At 71.6% G+C, this 17,789-nt stretch carries 14 protein-coding genes and 2 pseudogenes; 5 read left to right on the top strand and 11 right to left on the bottom strand.

Annotation, left to right across the window (positions count from 1 at the left end; translation table 11 throughout):
- Nucleotides 1–33: 33 nt before the first annotated feature.
- The 6 genes and pseudogenes from QE399_RS18645 to QE399_RS18620 form a co-directional block, all read right to left on the bottom strand.
- The gene (locus tag QE399_RS18645) at nt 34–1,392 is read right to left on the bottom strand and encodes a TAXI family TRAP transporter solute-binding subunit (protein WP_309831117.1); all 1,359 of its coding nucleotides are present in this window, start codon (nt 1,390–1,392) and stop codon (nt 34–36) included.
- On the bottom strand, nt 1,389–2,393 hold the full coding sequence (locus QE399_RS18640; protein ID WP_309831115.1) for a P1 family peptidase: 1,005 nt from the start codon (nt 2,391–2,393) through the stop codon (nt 1,389–1,391). The genes QE399_RS18645 and QE399_RS18640 overlap by 4 nt, the downstream gene beginning before the upstream one ends.
- A 244-nt stretch (nt 2,394–2,637) precedes the next feature.
- Entirely contained in the window at nt 2,638–3,153 is a 516-nt protein-coding gene (locus QE399_RS18635; protein ID WP_309831113.1) for a DUF411 domain-containing protein, read from the bottom strand.
- Between the two features lie 89 nt (nt 3,154–3,242).
- A pseudogene (locus QE399_RS18630) lies at nt 3,243–3,737 on the bottom strand (cupredoxin domain-containing protein); the annotation flags it as partial.
- Between the two features lie 187 nt (nt 3,738–3,924).
- Nucleotides 3,925–4,380 carry a hypothetical protein gene (locus QE399_RS18625; protein ID WP_309831111.1) on the bottom strand — a complete coding sequence of 152 codons (456 nt, stop codon included), beginning with the start codon at nt 4,378–4,380 and terminating at the stop codon, nt 3,925–3,927.
- 49 nt (nt 4,381–4,429) lie between these two features.
- Complete coding sequence (locus tag QE399_RS18620) at nt 4,430–5,053, bottom strand: YitT family protein (protein ID WP_309831109.1); 624 nt, start codon at nt 5,051–5,053, stop codon at nt 4,430–4,432.
- Between the two features lie 425 nt (nt 5,054–5,478).
- Between QE399_RS18620 and QE399_RS18615 the strand changes: the two genes are divergently transcribed.
- Nucleotides 5,479–7,620: a TonB-dependent siderophore receptor gene (locus tag QE399_RS18615; protein ID WP_309831108.1), complete on the top strand. Its 2,142-nt coding sequence runs from the start codon at nt 5,479–5,481 to the stop codon at nt 7,618–7,620.
- Nucleotides 7,621–7,685: 65 nt separating this feature from the next.
- Here the strand turns inward: QE399_RS18615 and QE399_RS18610 are convergent, their stop codons facing one another.
- On the bottom strand, nt 7,686–9,890 hold the full coding sequence (locus QE399_RS18610) for a heavy metal translocating P-type ATPase (protein ID WP_309831106.1): 2,205 nt from the start codon (nt 9,888–9,890) through the stop codon (nt 7,686–7,688).
- A gap of 85 nt (nt 9,891–9,975) precedes the next feature.
- On the opposite strand from QE399_RS18610, the gene QE399_RS18605 reads away from it, so the two are divergent.
- The 4 genes from QE399_RS18605 to QE399_RS18590 all read left to right on the top strand — a co-directional run bounded on the left by QE399_RS18605 (nt 9,976) and on the right by QE399_RS18590 (nt 13,086).
- Nucleotides 9,976–10,434 carry a Cd(II)/Pb(II)-responsive transcriptional regulator gene (locus QE399_RS18605; RefSeq protein ID WP_309831104.1) on the top strand — a complete coding sequence of 153 codons (459 nt, stop codon included), beginning with the start codon at nt 9,976–9,978 and terminating at the stop codon, nt 10,432–10,434.
- Between the two features lie 137 nt (nt 10,435–10,571).
- Nucleotides 10,572–11,381 (top strand): MlaE family ABC transporter permease, encoded by an 810-nt coding sequence (locus QE399_RS18600; protein WP_309831102.1) that lies wholly within the window; start codon nt 10,572–10,574, stop codon nt 11,379–11,381.
- Nucleotides 11,382–11,401: 20 nt separating this feature from the next.
- Nucleotides 11,402–12,403 (top strand): MlaD family protein, encoded by a 1,002-nt coding sequence (locus QE399_RS18595; protein WP_309831100.1) that lies wholly within the window; start codon nt 11,402–11,404, stop codon nt 12,401–12,403.
- Nucleotides 12,400–13,086 carry a hypothetical protein gene (locus QE399_RS18590; protein ID WP_309831098.1) on the top strand — a complete coding sequence of 229 codons (687 nt, stop codon included), beginning with the start codon at nt 12,400–12,402 and terminating at the stop codon, nt 13,084–13,086. Before QE399_RS18595 ends, QE399_RS18590 begins: the two co-directional genes overlap by 4 nt.
- A 90-nt stretch (nt 13,087–13,176) precedes the next feature.
- On the opposite strand, the gene QE399_RS18585 is transcribed toward QE399_RS18590, so the two are convergent.
- From QE399_RS18585 to QE399_RS18570, 4 genes and pseudogenes are all read right to left on the bottom strand, one after another.
- Nucleotides 13,177–13,356: a hypothetical protein gene (locus QE399_RS18585; protein WP_309831096.1), complete on the bottom strand. Its 180-nt coding sequence runs from the start codon at nt 13,354–13,356 to the stop codon at nt 13,177–13,179.
- Between the two features lie 165 nt (nt 13,357–13,521).
- Nucleotides 13,522–15,042 carry an NAD(P)H-hydrate dehydratase gene (locus QE399_RS18580; RefSeq protein ID WP_309831094.1) on the bottom strand — a complete coding sequence of 507 codons (1,521 nt, stop codon included), beginning with the start codon at nt 15,040–15,042 and terminating at the stop codon, nt 13,522–13,524.
- 64 nt (nt 15,043–15,106) lie between these two features.
- Nucleotides 15,107–16,355: pseudogene (locus QE399_RS18575) on the bottom strand (FAD-dependent oxidoreductase).
- Nucleotides 16,356–16,405: 50 nt separating this feature from the next.
- Nucleotides 16,406–17,776 (bottom strand): amidase, encoded by a 1,371-nt coding sequence (locus QE399_RS18570; RefSeq protein WP_309831093.1) that lies wholly within the window; start codon nt 17,774–17,776, stop codon nt 16,406–16,408.
- Between the last annotated feature and the right edge of the window lie 13 nt (nt 17,777–17,789).

Here is a 17,789-nt window from a genome sequence, read left to right as displayed (position 1 = left end):
GCGCCGGCAGCGGCAACGGCCAGCCATCAGCGGTCAGGCCGCAGGGCGGGGCAGCTTGCGGCGCACCAGCTGGATGTGGTTGCGCAGCGCATACAGCTCGTCGGCGTACGACAGGGGCACGCTCACCTTTTCCACCTGGTGCTCCAGGCGGTCGAGCTGTTCGCGCAGCGCGTCGGGCGCGGCGTTGCCCAGCTCCATCTCGTCCTCGATTTCGCGCAGCCGGCCGTACCCGCGAAACACCCGGGACCGCACCCGGAACTGGTAGAGCGGCGGGACGATGCGCGACAGCGGCAGCATGGCAGCCAGCAGGATGCCCAGCACCAGCCACATGCGTTCGACCAGGTTGGCCAGCCAGAACGGCAGGTAGCGCTGCAGCAGCGGCGCGGGCTCGTTGATGGCGCGGTCGCCTTCGGCGGCGATGGGCAGTTCGCTGTTGCGGGTGTTGGGAAACTCGCGCGCCCGGTTGAACCAGCCGGCATTGCCGTGCAGCGTCTGCGCGGCCTGGGCGAACAGTTGCAGCAGCGCCGGATGGGTGCCTTCGCGCGCCAGCAGCGACGTGGTGGAGGCCACCAGCCGTACGTCGCTGGGCGGCACGTTGGCCGCCAGGTCCACCACGCCGCGCGGCAGCGTGACGGGCGTGAGGAAAGGAAAGCGCCGGCCATAGGCCTCGTGCTGCGGAAAGTCCATCAACCGCACGCCGGGTGTCTGCAGCAGCATCTGCACCATCAGGGATTCGGGCGCCGAGGCGAACACCAGCGCGTCGAGCCGGCCGGCTAGAAAGTCTACGGTGGCAGGAGTCTGCGCCAGCTGCGACAGCTTCAGCGCCTGTGGCTCCACGCGGTTGGCCTCCAGCAGCTTGTCCATCAGCGTGGGCACGCCGCTGCCGGTCGTGCCCACGTTCACGCGCAGGCCGCGCAGCTGGGCCAGGCGGGTGAGACGGCCGCTGCGGTCGACGCGGCGTGCGGCGTCCTCGCGGTAGAACAGCCACACGGGTTCGACGAACAGGCTACCCAGCGATTCGAGCGTGTCGCTGTCCTCGGGCTGCAGTTCCCCGGTGCCGCCCTGTACGAAGGCCAGGTCGGCTTCTCCGCTGCGCAGCAGCTGCAGGTTGGCCGATGAGCCGTCGCTCTCGCGCAGCACCACCTCGATGCCTTCGGCCGCCAGGGCCTTCTGGTAGCGCTGGCCGAATTCGGCGTACGCGCTCTGCGCAGGGCCCGTGGCCAGGGTGACGCGGCGCGGCGGATTGGGCTGCAGCCACCAGTACGCCAGCACGACCAGCGCCACGGCCAAAAAGGCCAGCGGCCCGGCCGACAGCAACAGATCGCGCACGTTGAGCAGGGCGGTGCGCAGCCGCCGGCCGGCGCTGCGCGAACGGGTGCCGAATGCGCTCATGGCGCCAGTTCCGCCGCGCAGGGCAGCCACAGGCCGCTGTCGGTGGTGAGCGACCGTGCGGCGCGCACGGCCCGCAGCGTGGCACGGGCCGTGACCTCGGCGGCCATGGCCGACAGGGTCATCATGCCCAGCGTGCGTCCGGCGGCACCGGTGCCCAGGGTGAAGAGCGTGTCGCCGTCCGACATGGTGTGGACCGGGTTGATGCTGCGCGCCAGGCCGTCGTGCGCGGCCACGGCCAGGCGGCGGGCCTGGGCTTTGGTGAGGGTGGCGTCGGTGGCGATCACGCCGATGGTGGTGTTGCTGCCGGCCAGCACGGGGCAGGGTCCCTCGCCGCGCAGCAGGGCGCGGCGCGTGTCGGCCAGCCGCAGGCCGTCCGGCGTGCGTGCGCCGGCCACGGGCTGCGCGGTGTCGGGGTCGATCACATCGCCCAAGGCGTTGCAGGCGATGAGGGCGCCTACCGTGATGCCGTCCACGGTGATGCTGGCCGTGCCGATGCCGCCCTTCATGGCCCGGTCCAGCCCGAACACCTTGCCCACCACAGCGCCCGCGCCGGCGCCCACGTTGCCTTCGGCCGGATCGCCGCGCGTGGCGGCGGCGCAGGCGGCGTAGCCGGCCGCGGCGTCCGGGCGGATGCGCGCATCGCCCGCGGGCAGGTCGAACAGCACGGCAGCCGGCACCAGGGGCAGGCGGCCGTAGCCCACGTCCAGGCCCACGCCGCGCTCCTCCAGCCAACGCACGGCGCCGGTCGCGGCCTCCAGCCCCCAGGCGCTGCCGCCGGCGAGCACGATGGCATGTACCTGGTCGACAAGGTGGGTGGGCTCCAGCAGATCGGTCTCGCGCGTGCCGGGCGCGGCGCCGCGCACGTCCACGCCGCCCACGGCGCCGGCCCGGGCGATGACCACGCTGCAGCCCGTGGGGCGGCGCGGGTCGGTGAAATGGCCGACCTCGATACCCGCCACGCGGGTGATGGAGCCGGGATCGGTGTCGGAGCGGTCAGGCATGGCGGGGCGGGCTGCAGCGGGGAAGGCGCCACCATAGCCGAAGACGACGGCCCTGCCGCGGGGGCGACGAAGTTTCAGGTCAAAAATGCCGCCAGAGCTTTGTAGGAAAGCGCTAACAGCTATCGAAAAAGGAGCGGTGGCGGCCGCGGTGCATGGCCGGCCAACCGGGCACCCGATGCGGCCCGCTCTGCCCGGTGCATGGCCGCACCGCCGCACCGTGCTGCACGGCTTGGAGCCGCCAAGCTCAGGCCGGCGCCTTGCCCTGGTGGTAGCGGCTGAACACGGTGGTGCTGCCGTCGCGGGCGACGAGCAACACCTCGTACGGGTCCTTGCGCCCGCCGTAGATGGCGCCGTCCATGCCGGGCGAACCCACGGGCATGCCGGGTACGGCCAGGCCCAGGGCGCGGGGCTTGTCGCGCAGCAGGCGCTGCACGTCAGCAGCGGGCACGTGGCCTTCCAGCAGATAGCCGCCGACCAGGGCCGTGTGGCAGGAGCCGAGCTTGGCCGGCAGCCCCAGGCGGCTGCGCACGGCGGCATTGCCGCTTTCGTGCACGGTCATCTGGAAGCCGTGGGCCTGCATGTGGTCGATCCAGTCCTTGCAGCAGCCGCAGTTCGGGTCTTTCCAGACCTCGACGGCCGTGGCCGCCGGCGATGCGGGCGGTGCGGCGCGCAGCAGGCCGGGGAGGCTCGCCAGCGCCAAGAGGGGCAGCGTCTGGCCGATCCAGCGGCGGCGCGTGGAGGTGTGAAGGCGTGCAGTCATGGGTGGGTCCTTTCCTGAGATGTGGAGGGCGTGGCGGGGGCGGGATGGGCGTGGGCGGGCGCACGGCCGGGTCGATCGCTGCCGGCGGGGCGGACGGTGAGCGTACCCACCATGCCGGCCTCGAAATGTCCCGCCACCAGGCAGGCGAAGGCGAACTGCCCCGGGCGGTTGAAGGTCCAAAGGATGGTGCCGGACCGGCCCGGCGGGACATGGGCCATGTAGGGCGCATCGTGCGGCATGCCGGGGTGGCTGCGCATCATCTGCGCGTGCTCGGCCAGCGACGGGTCGGTGCCCAGCACCAGCTCGTGCATGGCCTGGCCGCGGTTGTGCACGCGCAGGCGCACGGTCTCGCCTTGGCGCACGTCGATGTGCGCAGGCTCGAAGCGCATGGCATCGGTCATGGTCACATCGATGGTGCGGGCCTTGGCACCTTGCGGGGCGGCAATGCCCCAGGCCTGCTGTGCCGGCGCGGCGTGGGCCGCACCGTGCGTGCCGGCCGGGGGATGTGCGCCGGGCTCATGGGCAAAAGCGCCCATGGCGCTTGCCAGTAAAGCGCAGGCAGCTATTGTTTTGATAGTTTTCATGGTCGATCAAGTCATCAGGGGTCACGGCCTCGGCGCGTCACGGAGAGGCCTGGTCAGGCCAGACCGTCCGGTGCGGGAAGCAGGACGTTGTTCGGAGGAGGGCGGAGCGCGCCGGCTTGCGCCTGCAGGGTGGCTGGCGCGGCGCCGGGGCGCTGCGGTGGTAGCGAGGGCGCGTGCGCCGCCCGCCTCAGGCGATGGGCGGCTTGATGGCCTGCGCCGCGGGAGCGCTGGCAAAGCGGGTGGAGTGCCGGTCAGGGGCGGGGCCGGCGGCCGCCAGCACTGCGCCGGGGCCGGCAGGTGGAGCAGCCACCGCCGTGTGGCAGATCTCGCAGTCGGAGCAGGCCGCATGCGGATGCGCTGCGCCGCCGGCATCGTGCGCCGCGCAGTTCGCGGTGCCGGTGGCGTCGCCGTGCTGCGCCGAGGCGCCGTGGCATCCGGGCGCGGATGCGTCCGTCTTCGGCGCTGCGGCGCTGTGGTGGGCCGCAGACGGGGCCGCACTACCGGCTGCGGCATGGACGGCATGCGCCACCGATGCTGCGGACTCGATGGCGCCAGGGCCAGCGTGCGAAGCGGCCATGGCCGGGCCGGCCAGGCCCCGCAAGGCGGTCAGCACGATCAGCAGCAGAAACAGGCCACGGCGCATGGAAGGGATGATACGGCGCCGCGCCGGGAGTTCCTGGCGCGGGCTGCGGTCAGACGGCTGTGTAGCGCCCCGGCCGGTGGTTCATGGCCAGCACCAGGTTGAGCGCCACGGCGCCCACGATGGACCACAGCACCTGCATGGGCTGCACGGTGAACAGGGCCAGCGCCACGATGCAGCAATCCACGCCCATCTGCACCTTGCCGGCGCGCCAGCCGTAGCGGTCCTGCAGGTACAGCGCAAGGATGCCCACGCCGCCGAGGCTGCAGCGGTGGCGGAACAGCACCAGGAAGCCGGTGCCGGTGATCAGCCCGCCCGCGATGGCGGCGTACAGCGGCTGCAGGTTGTTGATCTGCAGGAAGCGGCTCTGCAGCTCGGTCAGCACCGACAGCAGCAGGATCGCCAGGAAGGTCTTGAACGTGAAGGCGCGCCCCATCTTGCGCCAGGCCAGCCAGTAGAACGGCAGGTTGAGCACGAAAAACAGCTTGCCGAAGCTGATGCCCGTGGCGTAGTGCAGCAGGAAGGCCAGGCCCGCCGTGCCGCCCGTGAGCAGGCCAGCGCTGGTGAAGAACGCCACGCCGACGGAGATCAGCAGCACGCCGGTGAACAGGGCGAGCGTGTCTTCGACGGTGCTGTGCGGAACCGCGGGGGGCAGGGCAGAGGTGGATGTGCTCATGGTGGCGGTCTTTGAACGGGTGCGGTGGCAGTCAGGCGCGCGGGCGCGGATTGCACCACGCTGGTGCGGCGCCGCGCTTGTGCTGCGTCAAGCGCTGGCGCGGGATCGGCCGGGCGCTCCCGAAACAAGAGCGCCGGACCTTGCTGTGCTGAACGATGGACGAGATTCTAGGGAAAACCATTAGATCGGTGAAGGGCCGGAAGGGGCGTACGGCACGCTCTGTGTGTGTCTTGAGCAAGACATGCGCCAGCGCTGTCACCCCTCCGCCATGGCGGGTGGTTGATGCTCTGCCTGCCCGCAGGAAGGGCTGGCACGCGTCGGGGGTGTGATCTGCGTGCAACAGCGCGGATCGGCGTCGGCACGGCGTTCGATCTTCAGAAGATTTATTTGATAATAATCATTCTCATTTGCAATCATCACAAGCCATGCGCCGTTCCCGCTCTGCCCGTCCCTCCGCGACCCTTTCGCCCCTCTTCCTGGCCAGTGTGCTGGCCTGCGCTGCCGCACACGCACAGGAGGGCGCTGCATCGGAAGCCCGGCTGACCGATGTCACCGTGCGTGCCGCGCTGGAGGATGCCACCGACCTGCAACTGCGCCGCCCGGTCGCCAACGGTGCGCTGGGCGACCGCAGCGCGCTTGATACCCCGTATTCCAGCCGGGTGGTGACGGCCGAGACCATCGAGCAGACCACACCCAACAAGCTGGGCGACGTTTTCTTCACCGATGCTTCGGTGTCCGACAACAGCGCCAGCGTGGGCGCCTGGGCGAGCTACCTCACGGTGCGCGGCCTGGAGCTGGATTGGCAGAACGGCTACCGCATCGACGGCCATCCCTTCATCAGCTACGTGACGGTGCTGCCGTACGAGCACATGGAACAGGTCGAACTGCTCAAGGGCGCCACCGGCTTCATGTACGGGTTCGGTGCGCCGGGCGGGCTGGTGAATTACGTCACCAAGAAGCCCACCGCCGAGCCGGTGCGCAGCGTGACCCTGGGTGTCATGTCCCAGCGGCTGTGGCGCGGCCATGCCGACCTGGGCGGGCGCCTGGGCCAGGACGGCCAGATCGGCTACCGCCTGAACGCCACCCGCGAGGAGGGCGATACCTTCAACGAGGGCCATTTGCGCCGCAATGCGTTGTCGCTCGCACTGGACGCGCGCCTGAGCCGCGATCTGACCTGGGACTTTCAGGCGCTGTACCAGGACAGGCTGTCCAAGGACGCCGAGCCCACCATCACCACCTTCGGCATCACGGGCGGCCGCCTGCCCTCGCCCGTGGACAACGACAACGGCCGCATGGTCGGGCCCGGCGCCTACGCCGACAACACGTTCAAGTACGTCTCGACGGGCCTCAAATACCAGATCGCCCCCGACTGGCAGGTGCGCACGGCCTATAGCCACAGCAGCACGCGCACGCGCCGCAACGAATCGGTGCTAAATCTGCTGGACGCCGCCGGCAACTACAGCAACGACCGGTCCGACTACGGCGAGTCCTACCAGTTCAACCAGCTCGATGCCCAGGTGCAGGGCCGCTTGCGCACTGGCGGCATCAGCCACCAGATCGTCGCAGGCGCCAGCTGGCAGCAGCAGGGCAATGACTATTCGTCCGCGGGTTTCTATGGCCCGGTCGGCACCGGCAACCTGGGCACGCAGAACAACCTGCCGTACTACAGCGTGGGCGACTTCGGCAGCCTGGGTCTGTACCGCGCCGCCGAGACCACCCAGAAGACGGTGTATGCCAGCGACACCGTGGCGCTCAACGAACAATGGTCCGTGCTGGCCGGCCTGCGCTACACCAACTACGTGCAGCGCAGCTTCAGCACCAGCGGGGCAGAGTCCTCGCGCTACAGCCAGTCGGGGGTGCTGACGCCGTCCCTGGCCTTGATGTACCGGTTTGCGCCGCAGACGATGGCGTACGCCAGCTATGTGGAGGCGCTGGAACCGGGCACTGCCGTCACCAACCTTGCGTACACCAACTACGGCGCCGTGCTCGACCCGCTCAAGAGCCGGCAGTACGAACTGGGGGTGAAGACCGAACGCGCTGCCTGGTCCGCCACGGCCGCCGTGTTCCGCATCGAGAAGAAGGCGGAGTACGTCAATGCCAGCAACACGCTGGTGCAGGACGGCGAGTCCACCTTACAGGGGGTGGAGCTGGGCGCGACGGCCCGCCTGGGCCGTCCGTGGCGCGTGGGCGGCAGCCTGATGCTGCTGGATCCCGAATATGGCCGGGGCAATGCCTATGCCGGCAACCGCGTCGTGGGCGCGCCCAAGGTGGTGGCCACGGCGCAGGTGGCCTACCGCGTGCCCCAGCTGCCGGGGCTGCAGCTGACGGCCGGCGTCAAGCACACCGGCCCGACCATGCTGCGCCCCGCCAATGACCTGCGCACCGATGGTTTCACCCTGCTGAACCTGGGCGCCACCTACGACACGGTGGTGGGCGGCCACGACACCACCTTCCGCTTCGCCCTCAACAACGCGGCTGACAAGCGGTACTGGCTCTACCAGTACGGCAACTACGTCAAGGCGGGCGACCCGCGCAGCTTCAACCTCAGCGCCACCGTCCGGTTCTGAGGGGCCGCGACGCCGCGGGCCGGAAATGCACCAAGTCGGTCATGGCAAAAAAATGGCTCTGGGGCTTATGCGGCCGGCGCAGCATGCTCTTGTTTTGAGAGCGTCGCCTCCGGGCGCTCAGCCCGCAGCATGCGCAGCCCGTTGCCCACCACCAGCAGGCTGGCGCCCATGTCGGCGAACACGGCCATCCACATGGTGGCCTGCCCGGCCAGGGCCAGGCCGAAGAACACCAGCTTGATGCCCAGGGCCAGGGCGATGTTCTGCATCAGCACCGCATGCGTGCGGCGCGACAGGCGCACCGTCTCGGCCACGCGGCGCAGGTCGTCGTTCATGATGACCACGTCGGCCGTTTCCATGGCGACGTCAGTGCCTGCGCCGCCCATGGCAAAGCCGATGTCGGCCTTGGCCAGGGCGGGCGCGTCGTTGATGCCGTCGCCGGCCATGGCGGTCATGCCGTGCTTTTGCTGCAGCGCGGCGATGGCGGCGAGCTTCTGTTCGGGCAGCAGACTGGCCTGCACTTCGTCGATGCCGGCCTCGCGCGCGGCGGCCTGGGCGGCGGCGGCGTGGTCGCCCGTGAGCATGACGGGCACGATGCCTAAAGCGCGCAGGTCGGCCACGGCATCCCTGGCCTGCGGGCGCAGGGTGTCGGACACGGCGTAAAGCGCGCGCACGGCGGTGGTGTCGGCCAGCAGGGTCACGCTGCGGCCCTGCGATTCGTGCCGGGCGGCGGCCGCTTCCACGGTGTCGTTCCACAGGCCGCGCTCCTGCATCAGGCGGCGGTTGCCCAGCCACCAGAGGCCGCCGCCGACGTGCGCCTGCACGCCGCGGCCGGGCAGGGCGGTGAAATCCTGCACCGCGAGCGGCTCGTGCGCGGCCGCGTCCTGAGCGGCCAGGCCGGCGGCGATGGCCAGGGACACGGGGTGGTCCGAGCGGCCCGCCAGGGCGGCGGCCACGTCGCGGGCGCTGTCGTCGCCGAGCGTTTGCTGCCCCACCAGCACGGGCCGGCCGGCCGTGACGGTGCCGGTCTTGTCGAAGGCCACGGCGCGTACGCCGCGGGCCAGCTCCAGCCAGTTGCCGCCCTTGATGAGGATGCCGCGCCGCGCGGCCGCGGCCAGGCCGCTCACCACGGTGACGGGCGTGGCCAGCACCAGCGCGCAGGGGCAGGCGATGACCAGCAGCACCAGTGCGCGGTAGATGGCGTCCAGCCATGTCCAGCCCAGCAGCAACGGCGCGCCCACGGCCACGCCGAGCGCCAGCACGAACACGGCCGGCGTGTAGACGGCCGCGAAGCGGTCCACGAAGCGCTGCGTGGGCGCGCGGGCGCCCTGGGCCTCTTCCACGGCGCGGATGATGCGGTCCAGCGTGGTGTGGCCGGTGGCGGCGGTCACGCGCAGTTCCAGCTCGGATTGGGCGTTGAGCGTGCCGGCGTACAGCTTGTCGCCGGGCGCCTTGTCCACGGCCAGGCTCTCGCCGGTCACGCTGGATTCGTCGACGGCGCTGCGGCCGGCGGTGACCACGCCGTCCAGCGGGACGCGGCCGCCGGGGCGCACGCGCACGATGGCGTCCACGGGCACCTCGGCCGCGGCCACGGTGCGCCATTGGCCGTCCGGTTGCTGCATGTCGGCCTCGTCGGGGCTCAGGGCCAGCAGGGCGCCGATGGCGTCGCGGGCGCGGCCCACGGCGCGTTCCTCGATGCGCTCGGCCAGCGCGTAAAGCGCCATCACCATGGCGGCCTCGGGCCACTGGCCGATCAGGAAGGCGCCGGTGACGGCCACGGCCATCAGCGCGCTGATGCCCAGTTGCCCGCGCAGCAGCGACTTCCAGCCGCTGCGGTAGATGCCCAACCCGGCCAGCAGGATGGCCGCCGCGGCCAGGGCCATGCCGCCGTAGTGCCAGACGGCGGTGTCCGGCGCGGCCAGGTGCAGCAGTTCGGCCCCGAGGGCCGCCACCAGCGCGGCGCCGATGCGACCCCAGCCGGGCAGGGCGCCGTGGTCGTGGCCGTCGTGGTCGTCATGGGCCGCCGGGGCACCCGCTGCTCCGTGGTCGTGGGCATGCCCATGCTCTGCCGGGGCGTGGGCTGTCTTTGGGGCAGACGGGGCGGGCGCCGCGCAGCCCCCGCCGCCGCAGCACGACACCTCGATGCGCGGCTTGCCGCTGCGCGCTGGGATGGCGGCAGGCAGAGAGGCGGCGGTGATCGGCGTGTCGGCGCTGCCCGCGGGGGCGGGGTGCGGGTGGCCGGCGTGCGCGTGGCGGTGGCTGTGGTCCGTCATGGTGTTCCCTGTTTTTGGTGGTGAGCGCAGTCGGTGCGCTGCTGTGCCATGATTGGAAACCTTGAAGTCGCTCGAAGGTCAAGCCGTGTCCGTCCAAAGCCCCCAACACCGTATCGGAGATGCCGCCCGCCTGTCCGGCGTGTCCGCCGCCAACATCCGCTACTACGAGAAGGAAGGCCTGCTGCCGGCGCAGGCGCGGGCCGGCAACCAGTACCGGCTGTACAACGACGAAGAGGTGCACCGGCTGCGCTTCATCCGCCTGTGCCGGGCCATGGACATGTCGCTGGACGAGGTGCGTACGCTGCTGGCGCTGGATGCGACCAGCGCCGAGGCCGACCACGCCGCCTGCGACACGCTGGACGAACACCTGCAGCACGTGCGCACCCGCCTGATGGAGTTGCAGACGCTGGAGCAGGAACTGCTGTCGCTGCGCGGGCGCTGCAGCGGTGCCGGCGCGCACTGCCTCGTGATCGAGGCGCTGCACCAGCGCGCAGACGCGCAGCCTGTCTCGTCCCCGGCGCCTGCCGCCAAGCGACACGTCTAGTGCGCCGTGCATCCCGCCGGGTGCAGTGGCACCTGCCATGCGGTTGCTATGTAATTAATAGCTAAAGGCGCTTGTATCCACTGCGCTGCCAGCCTATTTGTTACTGAATTCAGCGCCTCGTCCACTATGATCGCCGCATGATTGCCGGCCTGAGTCCCGCCCCGCTGACCGACCGCCTCTGGCGCACCGCCCGGCGCTGGGCGGTGGCGTGGTGGCGCATCCTGTATCTGGGGGCCGTCGTGCTGGTGCTGATGCTGTCGCCGTCCAGCTACGGCCATGCCACGCGCTGGCGCCTGGCGCGCCACATGTACCGCGACACGGCGCCCATCCTGCTGGGCTTCACGGTGCTGGCGGCGCTCATCAGCCTGGTGATCACGCGCATCGTGGTGGTGACGGCGCTGAGCTACGGCCTGTCGCGCTACGCGCTCGAAATGGTCATCCGCGTGCTGGTGCTGGAGCTGATCCCGCTGACGGCGGCGCTCTTCGTGGCCATGCGCGCCACCATCCCCAACGGCACGCAGCTGGCGCTGATGCGGCAGGCCGGCCGGCTGCAGGCGCTGCGCGACCAGGGCGCCGACCCGATCCGCATCGAGCTGCTGCCCCGCGTCGTGGCCGGCATCTACGCCAGCATCACCCTCGCCGCGCTGTCGTGCGTGGTGGCGCTGGTGATGGCCTACCTGGGCGTGTACGGTTTCAACACGGCTGAGCTGCCCGGCTATACCCGCATGTTCGGCCAGGTATTCACGCCGCAGATCACGCTGCTGTTCGCGCTCAAGACGCTTTTCTTCAGCCTGGCCGTGGCGCTCATCCCCATGGCCGCCGGCTGGTACGAGACCGACCGGCCGGCGCGTGCGATGCAGCCCGATTCCGAACTCGGCGGCCTGGCCCGCATGTTCGCCGTGCTGCTGCTGATCGAGATCGCCTCGCTGATGGGCAACTACTACTGAATCCGCCGACCGACCCCACGATGAACGACGCCACCCGAGACCCCGCGCCCCCCCAGCCGCCGCCGCCCGAGGACCTGCTGCGCCCCGTGGCACATCTGCATGCCAAGGCGGGGGCGCTGCTGCTGTTCACGCTGGCGCTGGTGCTGGGCTCTGCGCTGTATTTGCTCTATGCCCGCGGCGCCTTCGAGGCCACCCAAAGCCTGGTGCTGACTGCGGACGATTCCGAAGGCGTGTCGGTGGGCATGGACATGACCTTTTCCGGCTTTCCCATCGGCCGGGTGCGCCGTATCGAACTCGCGCCCGACGGCAATGTGCGCATCCTGATCGACGTGCCGCGCAAGGATGCGCACTGGCTGCGCGAGTCCAGCGTGTTCACGCTGGTGCGCGGCATCGTCGGCGGCACGACCATCAAGGCCTACAGCGGCATCCTGACCGACCCGCCTCTGGCCGAGGGGGCCGAGCGACCGGTGCTGCGCGGCGACGCCACCGCCGAGATCCCGCAGCTCATGGCCGCGGCCCGCGAGCTGCTGGGCAACCTGAACGCGATGACGTCGCAGGACTCCCCCCTGGGGGGCACCATGGCCCAGGTGCGCACCCTGACCGAGCGGCTCAACGGCCCCGGCGGCGCTTTGAATGTGCTGATGGGCAGCGAGACCGATGCCAAGAAGATCGTCGCCACGCTCGATCGCACCAACCAGTTGCTGGCGCGCATCGACGGCATGGCCGCCAAGGCGGACCGCCAGGTGTTCGGCGCAGGCGCCGATGCGGGGCTGATGGCCGACGTGCGCGCCACCGTGGTCCAGCTCAACGGCGTGCTGGCGGACACGCGGCAAAGCCTGGCCAAGGTGGACGCCGTGCTGGCCGAGGCCCAGGCCATTGGCGCCAATGCCCGCGAGGCCACCACCGACCTGGGCACGCTGCGGGCCGAGGTCGAGTCCAGCCTGCGCAAGGTGGACGGTCTGGTGAACGACATCCAGCGCAAATGGCCCTTTGCGCGCGACACGGAGCTGAAGCTGCCATGAACCCGTCCTTCTTCTCGCCGTGCACAGGCCTGCGTGCATCACTGCTCGCCGTGGGCATGGCGGCGGTACTGGCCGGCTGCGGGAGCAGCAAACCCCAGGCCCCCGAGTGGCAGATGAGCGCCCACAGCGCGGCCGAGAAGGCCACCGAGGCCTATCTGTCCGGCGACACGCGCGTGGCCGATCTGGAATGGAACCGCGCCCGCGCCGAACTGGCCCGGACCGGCCGGCCCGACCATCTGGCCCGCCTGGAGTTGATGCGCTGCGCCGCCCAGGTCGCCAGCCTCGATCTGCAACCCTGCACGGCGTTCGAGGCGCTGCGCAGCGATGCCACGCCGCAGGACCAGGCGTATGCCGACTACCTGGCCGGCCGCCTGGAGCCGGCCCGTGCCGATCTGCTGCCCGCGCCGCAGCGGGCCGCGGCGCTGGATGCTGCGGCGATCGCCGGGCTGGCCGATCCGCTGTCTCGCTTGGTGGCGTTGGGGGTCGCCGCGCAGGCCGGGCGCGCCACGTCGGCACTGGCCGCCACCGCGACCGACACCGCGTCGGACCGGGGCTGGCGCCGGCCCCTGCTGGCGTGGCTGCTGCTGCGCGCGCAGCGCGCGGAGCAGACCGGGGATGCTGCCGAGGCGGCAACGCTGCGCCGCCGCATCGATCTGGTCGAGCGGCAGGGCGCGCCTCGCTGACTCGGGGCAGGCGCACGCTCATGAAAAAGCCGCCCGAAGGCGGCTCACGACTGGCGAGGCGCGGAGGGTGGTCGGCCAGAACCTATGCCGTCACTCGAACGAGGCAACGGGCAGGATCTGGTCCAGGTGGTCCGGAAGATTGACGAGAGAATCGGCCGCCTGGACGGCCTCGTCGGGCACCAACGTCATGGCCGTGGCCGCGACCGCCAGCAGGACGGTGACGGTAAACGCTGCAAACGCGCGGGTTCCGGGGCGGAGATGGCGTTTCATGGCAGGTCCTTCGGCGGCGGTGATGGTAAGGGCGTGAGCCCGGTGAGTGGATGCCTCGATTACAACCACTCCACCTGACAGAAACTGTCAGACATTGACTGAAACAGCGGTGTTGTGACGTGATTTACCGTTGGTTGCGTTTGCCTGCCGGGCGCGGATTTCACATCAGGCAGGCAGGAGCGCACGCGCCAGGGCCGAGGCGGTCAGTGCCCGATCCTCAGGCCAGGCATCCGCTGCATGGCCATGCTCCCAGCAGGCATGCACTGCGGCGTCGAACGCTCCCTGGGTTCCCGGCGGTGCGGCCGCCAGGCGCGCGCCGGTCAGTCCCGCCAGCACGTCGCCGGTTCCTCCCGCGGCGAGCCGGGCGTTGCCCGTGGGGTTGATGCGGGGCGTTTCGCCCGGCGCGGCCACCACGCTGCCCGAGCCCTTGAGGACCACCGTGCTTTGGTAGCGCTGCGCCAGCGCGTGCGCTGCTGCCAGCCGGTCGGCCTGGATGTCCGCCGTGCTGCAGCCCAGCAGGCGCGCGGCTTCCAGCGGATGCGGGGTCAGCACGGTGGGTTGGCCGCGCGCTGACCGGTCGTGCAGCAGGGCTTGCAACGCGGGCTCCTCGGCCACGGCGTTAAGGGCGTCGGCATCCAGCACCAGGCGCGCCGCATGCTGGAGCACGGCGGGCAGCACGGGGCGCACGGCCAGGCCGCCACCGCATCCGCAGACGACGGTGAGGTCTTCCAGCGCCAGGGCATCGAAGCGGCGGAGCATGCATTCGGGCTGCTGCGCGTCGTGGGTCATCAGGCCGCCGTCCAAGAGAGACAGCATCACCCGGCCGGCACCCGCGTGCAGCGCGGCACTGGCGGCCAGCAGCGCGGCGCCGGTCATGCCCATGCCGCGGGCCGGCAGGCCTTCGCCGCCCACCACGGCCAAGTCGCCATAGCTGCCCTTGTGGCTGTCGTGCGCCCGCCCGGCCGGCCGGGGCGGAGCGGAAAGCAGGGCGCATGGGGCTTCGGCCGCGGCATCGACCTGCAGGTCGTCGAACCACACCTCGCCCGCCGCGTCCCGCCCAGCGGCCGTGAACAGGCCAGGGTGCAGGGTCAACAGGCTCAGCGTGCGCCGCGGCGCGTGGCGTGCGGGAGTGGCGGGAGCCCATCCTTCGGCGAACCGTCCCGTGTCCGCCAGCAGCCCGGAGGGCAGGTCCACGCACAGCACGGGCGCGGGGCTGGCGTGCAGCGCTGCCAGCAGGTGCTGCAGGCGCGCGCCCGTGCCGCCCCGCCGGGCAGCCGCGGACAGGCCGATGCCGAGCAGCGCGTCCACACAGAGGTCCTGCGGGCCGAGGGAGGCCGGCGGCCCGTCGGTGAAGACGACGCCCGCTTGCCGGGCACGCTCCCAGGCCCGGCGGGCGTCGGCGGGGGCGGCGTCGGGCGTGCCCAGCCACGTCACGGCGACCTGGCGGCCCGCCAGACGCAGATGCCTGGCCGCTTCCAGTCCGTCTCCGCCGTTGTTGCCGGGCCCGCAGGCCAGCCAGACCGTGCGGGCATGGGGCGCGAGCGCCAAAGCGAGTCGGCCCACGGCCGTGCCGGCGCGCTGCATCAGCGTGCCGGGCGGCAACTGCGCAGCGGCAGTGGATTCCAGGCGCCGGGTGGCGGCCGTGTCATGCAGGGGATGGGGCTGGTCGGCGGTGATGCGGCGCATGGCCGGATTGTCGCGCCCCTGCGCCGGCGCGGCCGGCGTGCGGCGCCGTGCTGTGAACCGGTTCTCAGAACCGGCGCATGCCCAGGGCCTGCAGGTCGATCTCTGGCGACCGGCCGGCCACCAAGTCGGCCACGGCACGGGCGCTGCCGCAGGCCTGCGCCCAGCCCGCCGCGCCATGGCCCGTGTTGATCCACAGGCCGGGCAGGCCGCTAGCGCCCACCACCGGGGCGCCGTCGGGCAGCATGGGCCGTGCGCCGCGCCACACCTGCACCTGCGTGGACGACAGCTGCGCCCCGCCGGGGAACCAGCCGGACAGCGCGTGGTACAGGGTCTGCAGGGTGGGGGGCGTGGTGGCTGCCGTCGCCCTGGCCGATCTCGGCGCCGCCCGACACGCGCACCCGCTGGCCCTGCCGCGTGATGGTCAAGCGGTGCAGCGGGTCGATGACGGTGCCCTGCGGCGCGTGGGAGTCCTCGCGCAACGGCGCGCTGATCGAATAGCCATGCAGCGCCGTCACCGGCAGCGGCAGGCCGAGCGGCCGCAGCAGCGCGGGCGAAGCGAGCCCGGCGCAGACGATCACCGCGTCGAAGCGCCGTGCATCGGCCTCGCCCGCCAGGCGCACGCCTGCCGGAGCGGTGCGCAGTGACTCGACGCGCGACTGGAAGACGAACTGCGCGCCACGTTCCTGCGCCGCATAGCGCAGCATCTGGGCGAAGAGCCGGCAGTTGGCGGCTTCCCCGTCCGCGATGTGCAGGGCGCCTGCCAGCGGGGTGTCGGGGGAGAGGCCCGGTTCGATCAACCGCGCCGTATCGGCGTCCACCTCGGCCACCTGGGCGCCCGCATCCCGCAGCACCTGCAGGGCCGGTTGCACCAGGGCCACGTCCTGGGCGGTGCGCAGCACCACCAGCGCGCCGCGGCTGGTCTCGGGGTCCAGCTCCAGATCGGCGGCGATGCGGCGGGTGAGGTCCAGGCTGTAGCTCCCCAGGCGTGCCAGGGCCGCCAGAGTCGCCGCAGCCGCGGGGCGCCGCCCCGCCTGGCGCCAGCGCCACAGCCAGGCCCACTCGGAGCGCCGGACGCCGCCGGCGAAGCGCAGGGTCGCCTGCGCGCCGAAGAGCTGGCGGCGCAGCGGGCCGCCGATGCCGGGCGCGGCCCAGGGAATCAGCAGGGAGGGCGCCAAGGCGCCGGCGTTGGCGAAGCTGGCCTCCTCCGCCGCAGCGCTGCGTTGTTCGAAGACGGTGACGGCGTGGCCGTCACAGGCCAGTTCATAGGCAGTGGCGACACCGACGATACCGGCGCCCACAATGGCGATGTGCATGGGTTTCAAGGCTTTCAGGGTCCTGGCGCTTGCGGAATAAGCGCAGGCAGCTATTGTTTTTGTAGTACCTTCTCGATCAGCAGGCCAACGGCGAGCACGGCATCGTCCCGCATGGCACCCTGCCAGACCATCAGGCCCACCGGCAGTTCGCCGGGCAGGTGGCAGGGCAGGGACAGTGCGCAGCCGTCGAGGACGTTGACCACGCTGGTGTTGCGCAGCAGCAGGCCGTTGACGCGAGCGAACTCAGCGTCGCGCCGGGCGTCGGCCGCGGGGTCGGCGCCGTCGGCCGGTGCCACGTCCGCAAGGGGCGGAGCGGTGAGGGGGACGGTCGGCGACAGGAAGGCGTCGAAGCCCTGCATGTCGGCCTCCATGCGGGCGATCCAGCCCCGCCGCGCGTGCAGCAGGTCGATGTAATCGGCGGCCGTCATCTGTGCCCCACGCTCGATGCGGGCGCGCACCCGTGGGTCGTACCGGTCGCGGTGGCGCGCCAGCAAATGGCGGTGCCAGGCATAGCTCTCGGCGGCCGAGAAGCCGCCGGTGGCGTTCACTTCGGCCAGCTGCTCCGTGGCGTGCAGGGGGACCTCGGTGATCTGGGCGCCGGAGCGCCGCAGCGTGCCGATGGTCCGCTCGAACGCGGTGGCGACGGCGGGCTCCAGACCGTCGAGAAAGGTGTGCGTCGGCACGGCCAGGCGCCAGGCCGGCAACGCGGCGGGACTGCGCACCACGCGCCGCGCGGACAGGATCTCGTGCGCCACGATGGCATCGCCCACCGAGCGGGTCAGTGCGCAGGCCGTGTCGAGCGTGGTGGACAGCGGCACCGCGCCCTCGGTCGGCACCCGCCGCGCCGTGTTCTTGAAGCCGACGATGCCGTTGAGCGCCGCCGGAATGCGGATGGAGCCGCCCGTGTCGGAACCCAGTGCGATGTGCGCAGCGCCGGTGGCCACCGACACCGCAGCGCCCGACGACGAGCCGCCCGGCACGCGGGCCGGGCCGGGCAGGGCGCCGTGGCGTCCATCGTGGGCCGCGGGCGTGCCGAAGTGCGGATTCACGCCCACGCCGGAAAAGGCGAACTCCACCATGTGCGTGCGGCCGATGAAGGCGGCGCCGGCCTGCCGCAGCCGGGCGACGGCCGGGCTGTCCGCCGCGGCGGGCGGCTCCGCTGCGCGGATCGTGGAGCCGGCCCCGGTCGCCAGGCCCTGCATGTCGAAGAGGTCCTTGACGGACACCGCCAGGCCGGCCAGCGGCAACTGCTGCACGCCGGGTTGCGAGGCCTCCTGGCGAGCGCTGCCGAACAGCGTCTGCCGGAACACCGCGGCACAGACGGGCGACTGCGCAGCGGCGATCGACCGCTCCATTTCCTCGTCGGCACGGGCTTGCCCGGCCGCGATCCGGCGGCGGAGCGTCTCAAGGGTGGGGTGCATGGCGTGTGCTAGA

Origin of the sequence: Paracidovorax wautersii, assembly GCF_031453675.1 — a bacterium.
GTDB lineage: Bacteria > Pseudomonadota > Gammaproteobacteria > Burkholderiales > Burkholderiaceae_C > Paracidovorax.
The sequence above is the reverse complement of the archived record's forward strand: the minus strand, read 5'-3'. Positions and strand labels throughout refer to the sequence as shown.

What these genes read in the sequence shown, in the direction of transcription:
- QE399_RS18645 (WP_309831117.1), bottom strand. Translation starts at nt 1,392, where the DNA reads ATGAGCGCATTCGGCACCCGTTCGCGCAGCGCCGGCCGGCGGCTGCGC.
- QE399_RS18640 (WP_309831115.1), bottom strand. Translation starts at nt 2,393, where the DNA reads ATGCCTGACCGCTCCGACACCGATCCCGGCTCCATCACCCGCGTGGCG.
- QE399_RS18635 (WP_309831113.1), bottom strand. Translation starts at nt 3,153, where the DNA reads ATGACTGCACGCCTTCACACCTCCACGCGCCGCCGCTGGATCGGCCAG.
- QE399_RS18625 (WP_309831111.1), bottom strand. Translation starts at nt 4,380, where the DNA reads ATGCGCCGTGGCCTGTTTCTGCTGCTGATCGTGCTGACCGCCTTGCGG.
- QE399_RS18620 (WP_309831109.1), bottom strand. Translation starts at nt 5,053, where the DNA reads ATGAGCACATCCACCTCTGCCCTGCCCCCCGCGGTTCCGCACAGCACC.
- QE399_RS18615 (WP_309831108.1), top strand. Translation starts at nt 5,479, where the DNA reads ATGCGCCGTTCCCGCTCTGCCCGTCCCTCCGCGACCCTTTCGCCCCTC.
- QE399_RS18610 (WP_309831106.1), bottom strand. Translation starts at nt 9,890, where the DNA reads ATGACGGACCACAGCCACCGCCACGCGCACGCCGGCCACCCGCACCCC.
- QE399_RS18600 (WP_309831102.1), top strand. Translation starts at nt 10,572, where the DNA reads ATGATTGCCGGCCTGAGTCCCGCCCCGCTGACCGACCGCCTCTGGCGC.
- QE399_RS18595 (WP_309831100.1), top strand. Translation starts at nt 11,402, where the DNA reads ATGAACGACGCCACCCGAGACCCCGCGCCCCCCCAGCCGCCGCCGCCC.
- QE399_RS18590 (WP_309831098.1), top strand. Translation starts at nt 12,400, where the DNA reads ATGAACCCGTCCTTCTTCTCGCCGTGCACAGGCCTGCGTGCATCACTG.
- QE399_RS18585 (WP_309831096.1), bottom strand. Translation starts at nt 13,356, where the DNA reads ATGAAACGCCATCTCCGCCCCGGAACCCGCGCGTTTGCAGCGTTTACC.
- QE399_RS18580 (WP_309831094.1), bottom strand. Translation starts at nt 15,042, where the DNA reads ATGCGCCGCATCACCGCCGACCAGCCCCATCCCCTGCATGACACGGCC.
- QE399_RS18570 (WP_309831093.1), bottom strand. Translation starts at nt 17,776, where the DNA reads ATGCACCCCACCCTTGAGACGCTCCGCCGCCGGATCGCGGCCGGGCAA.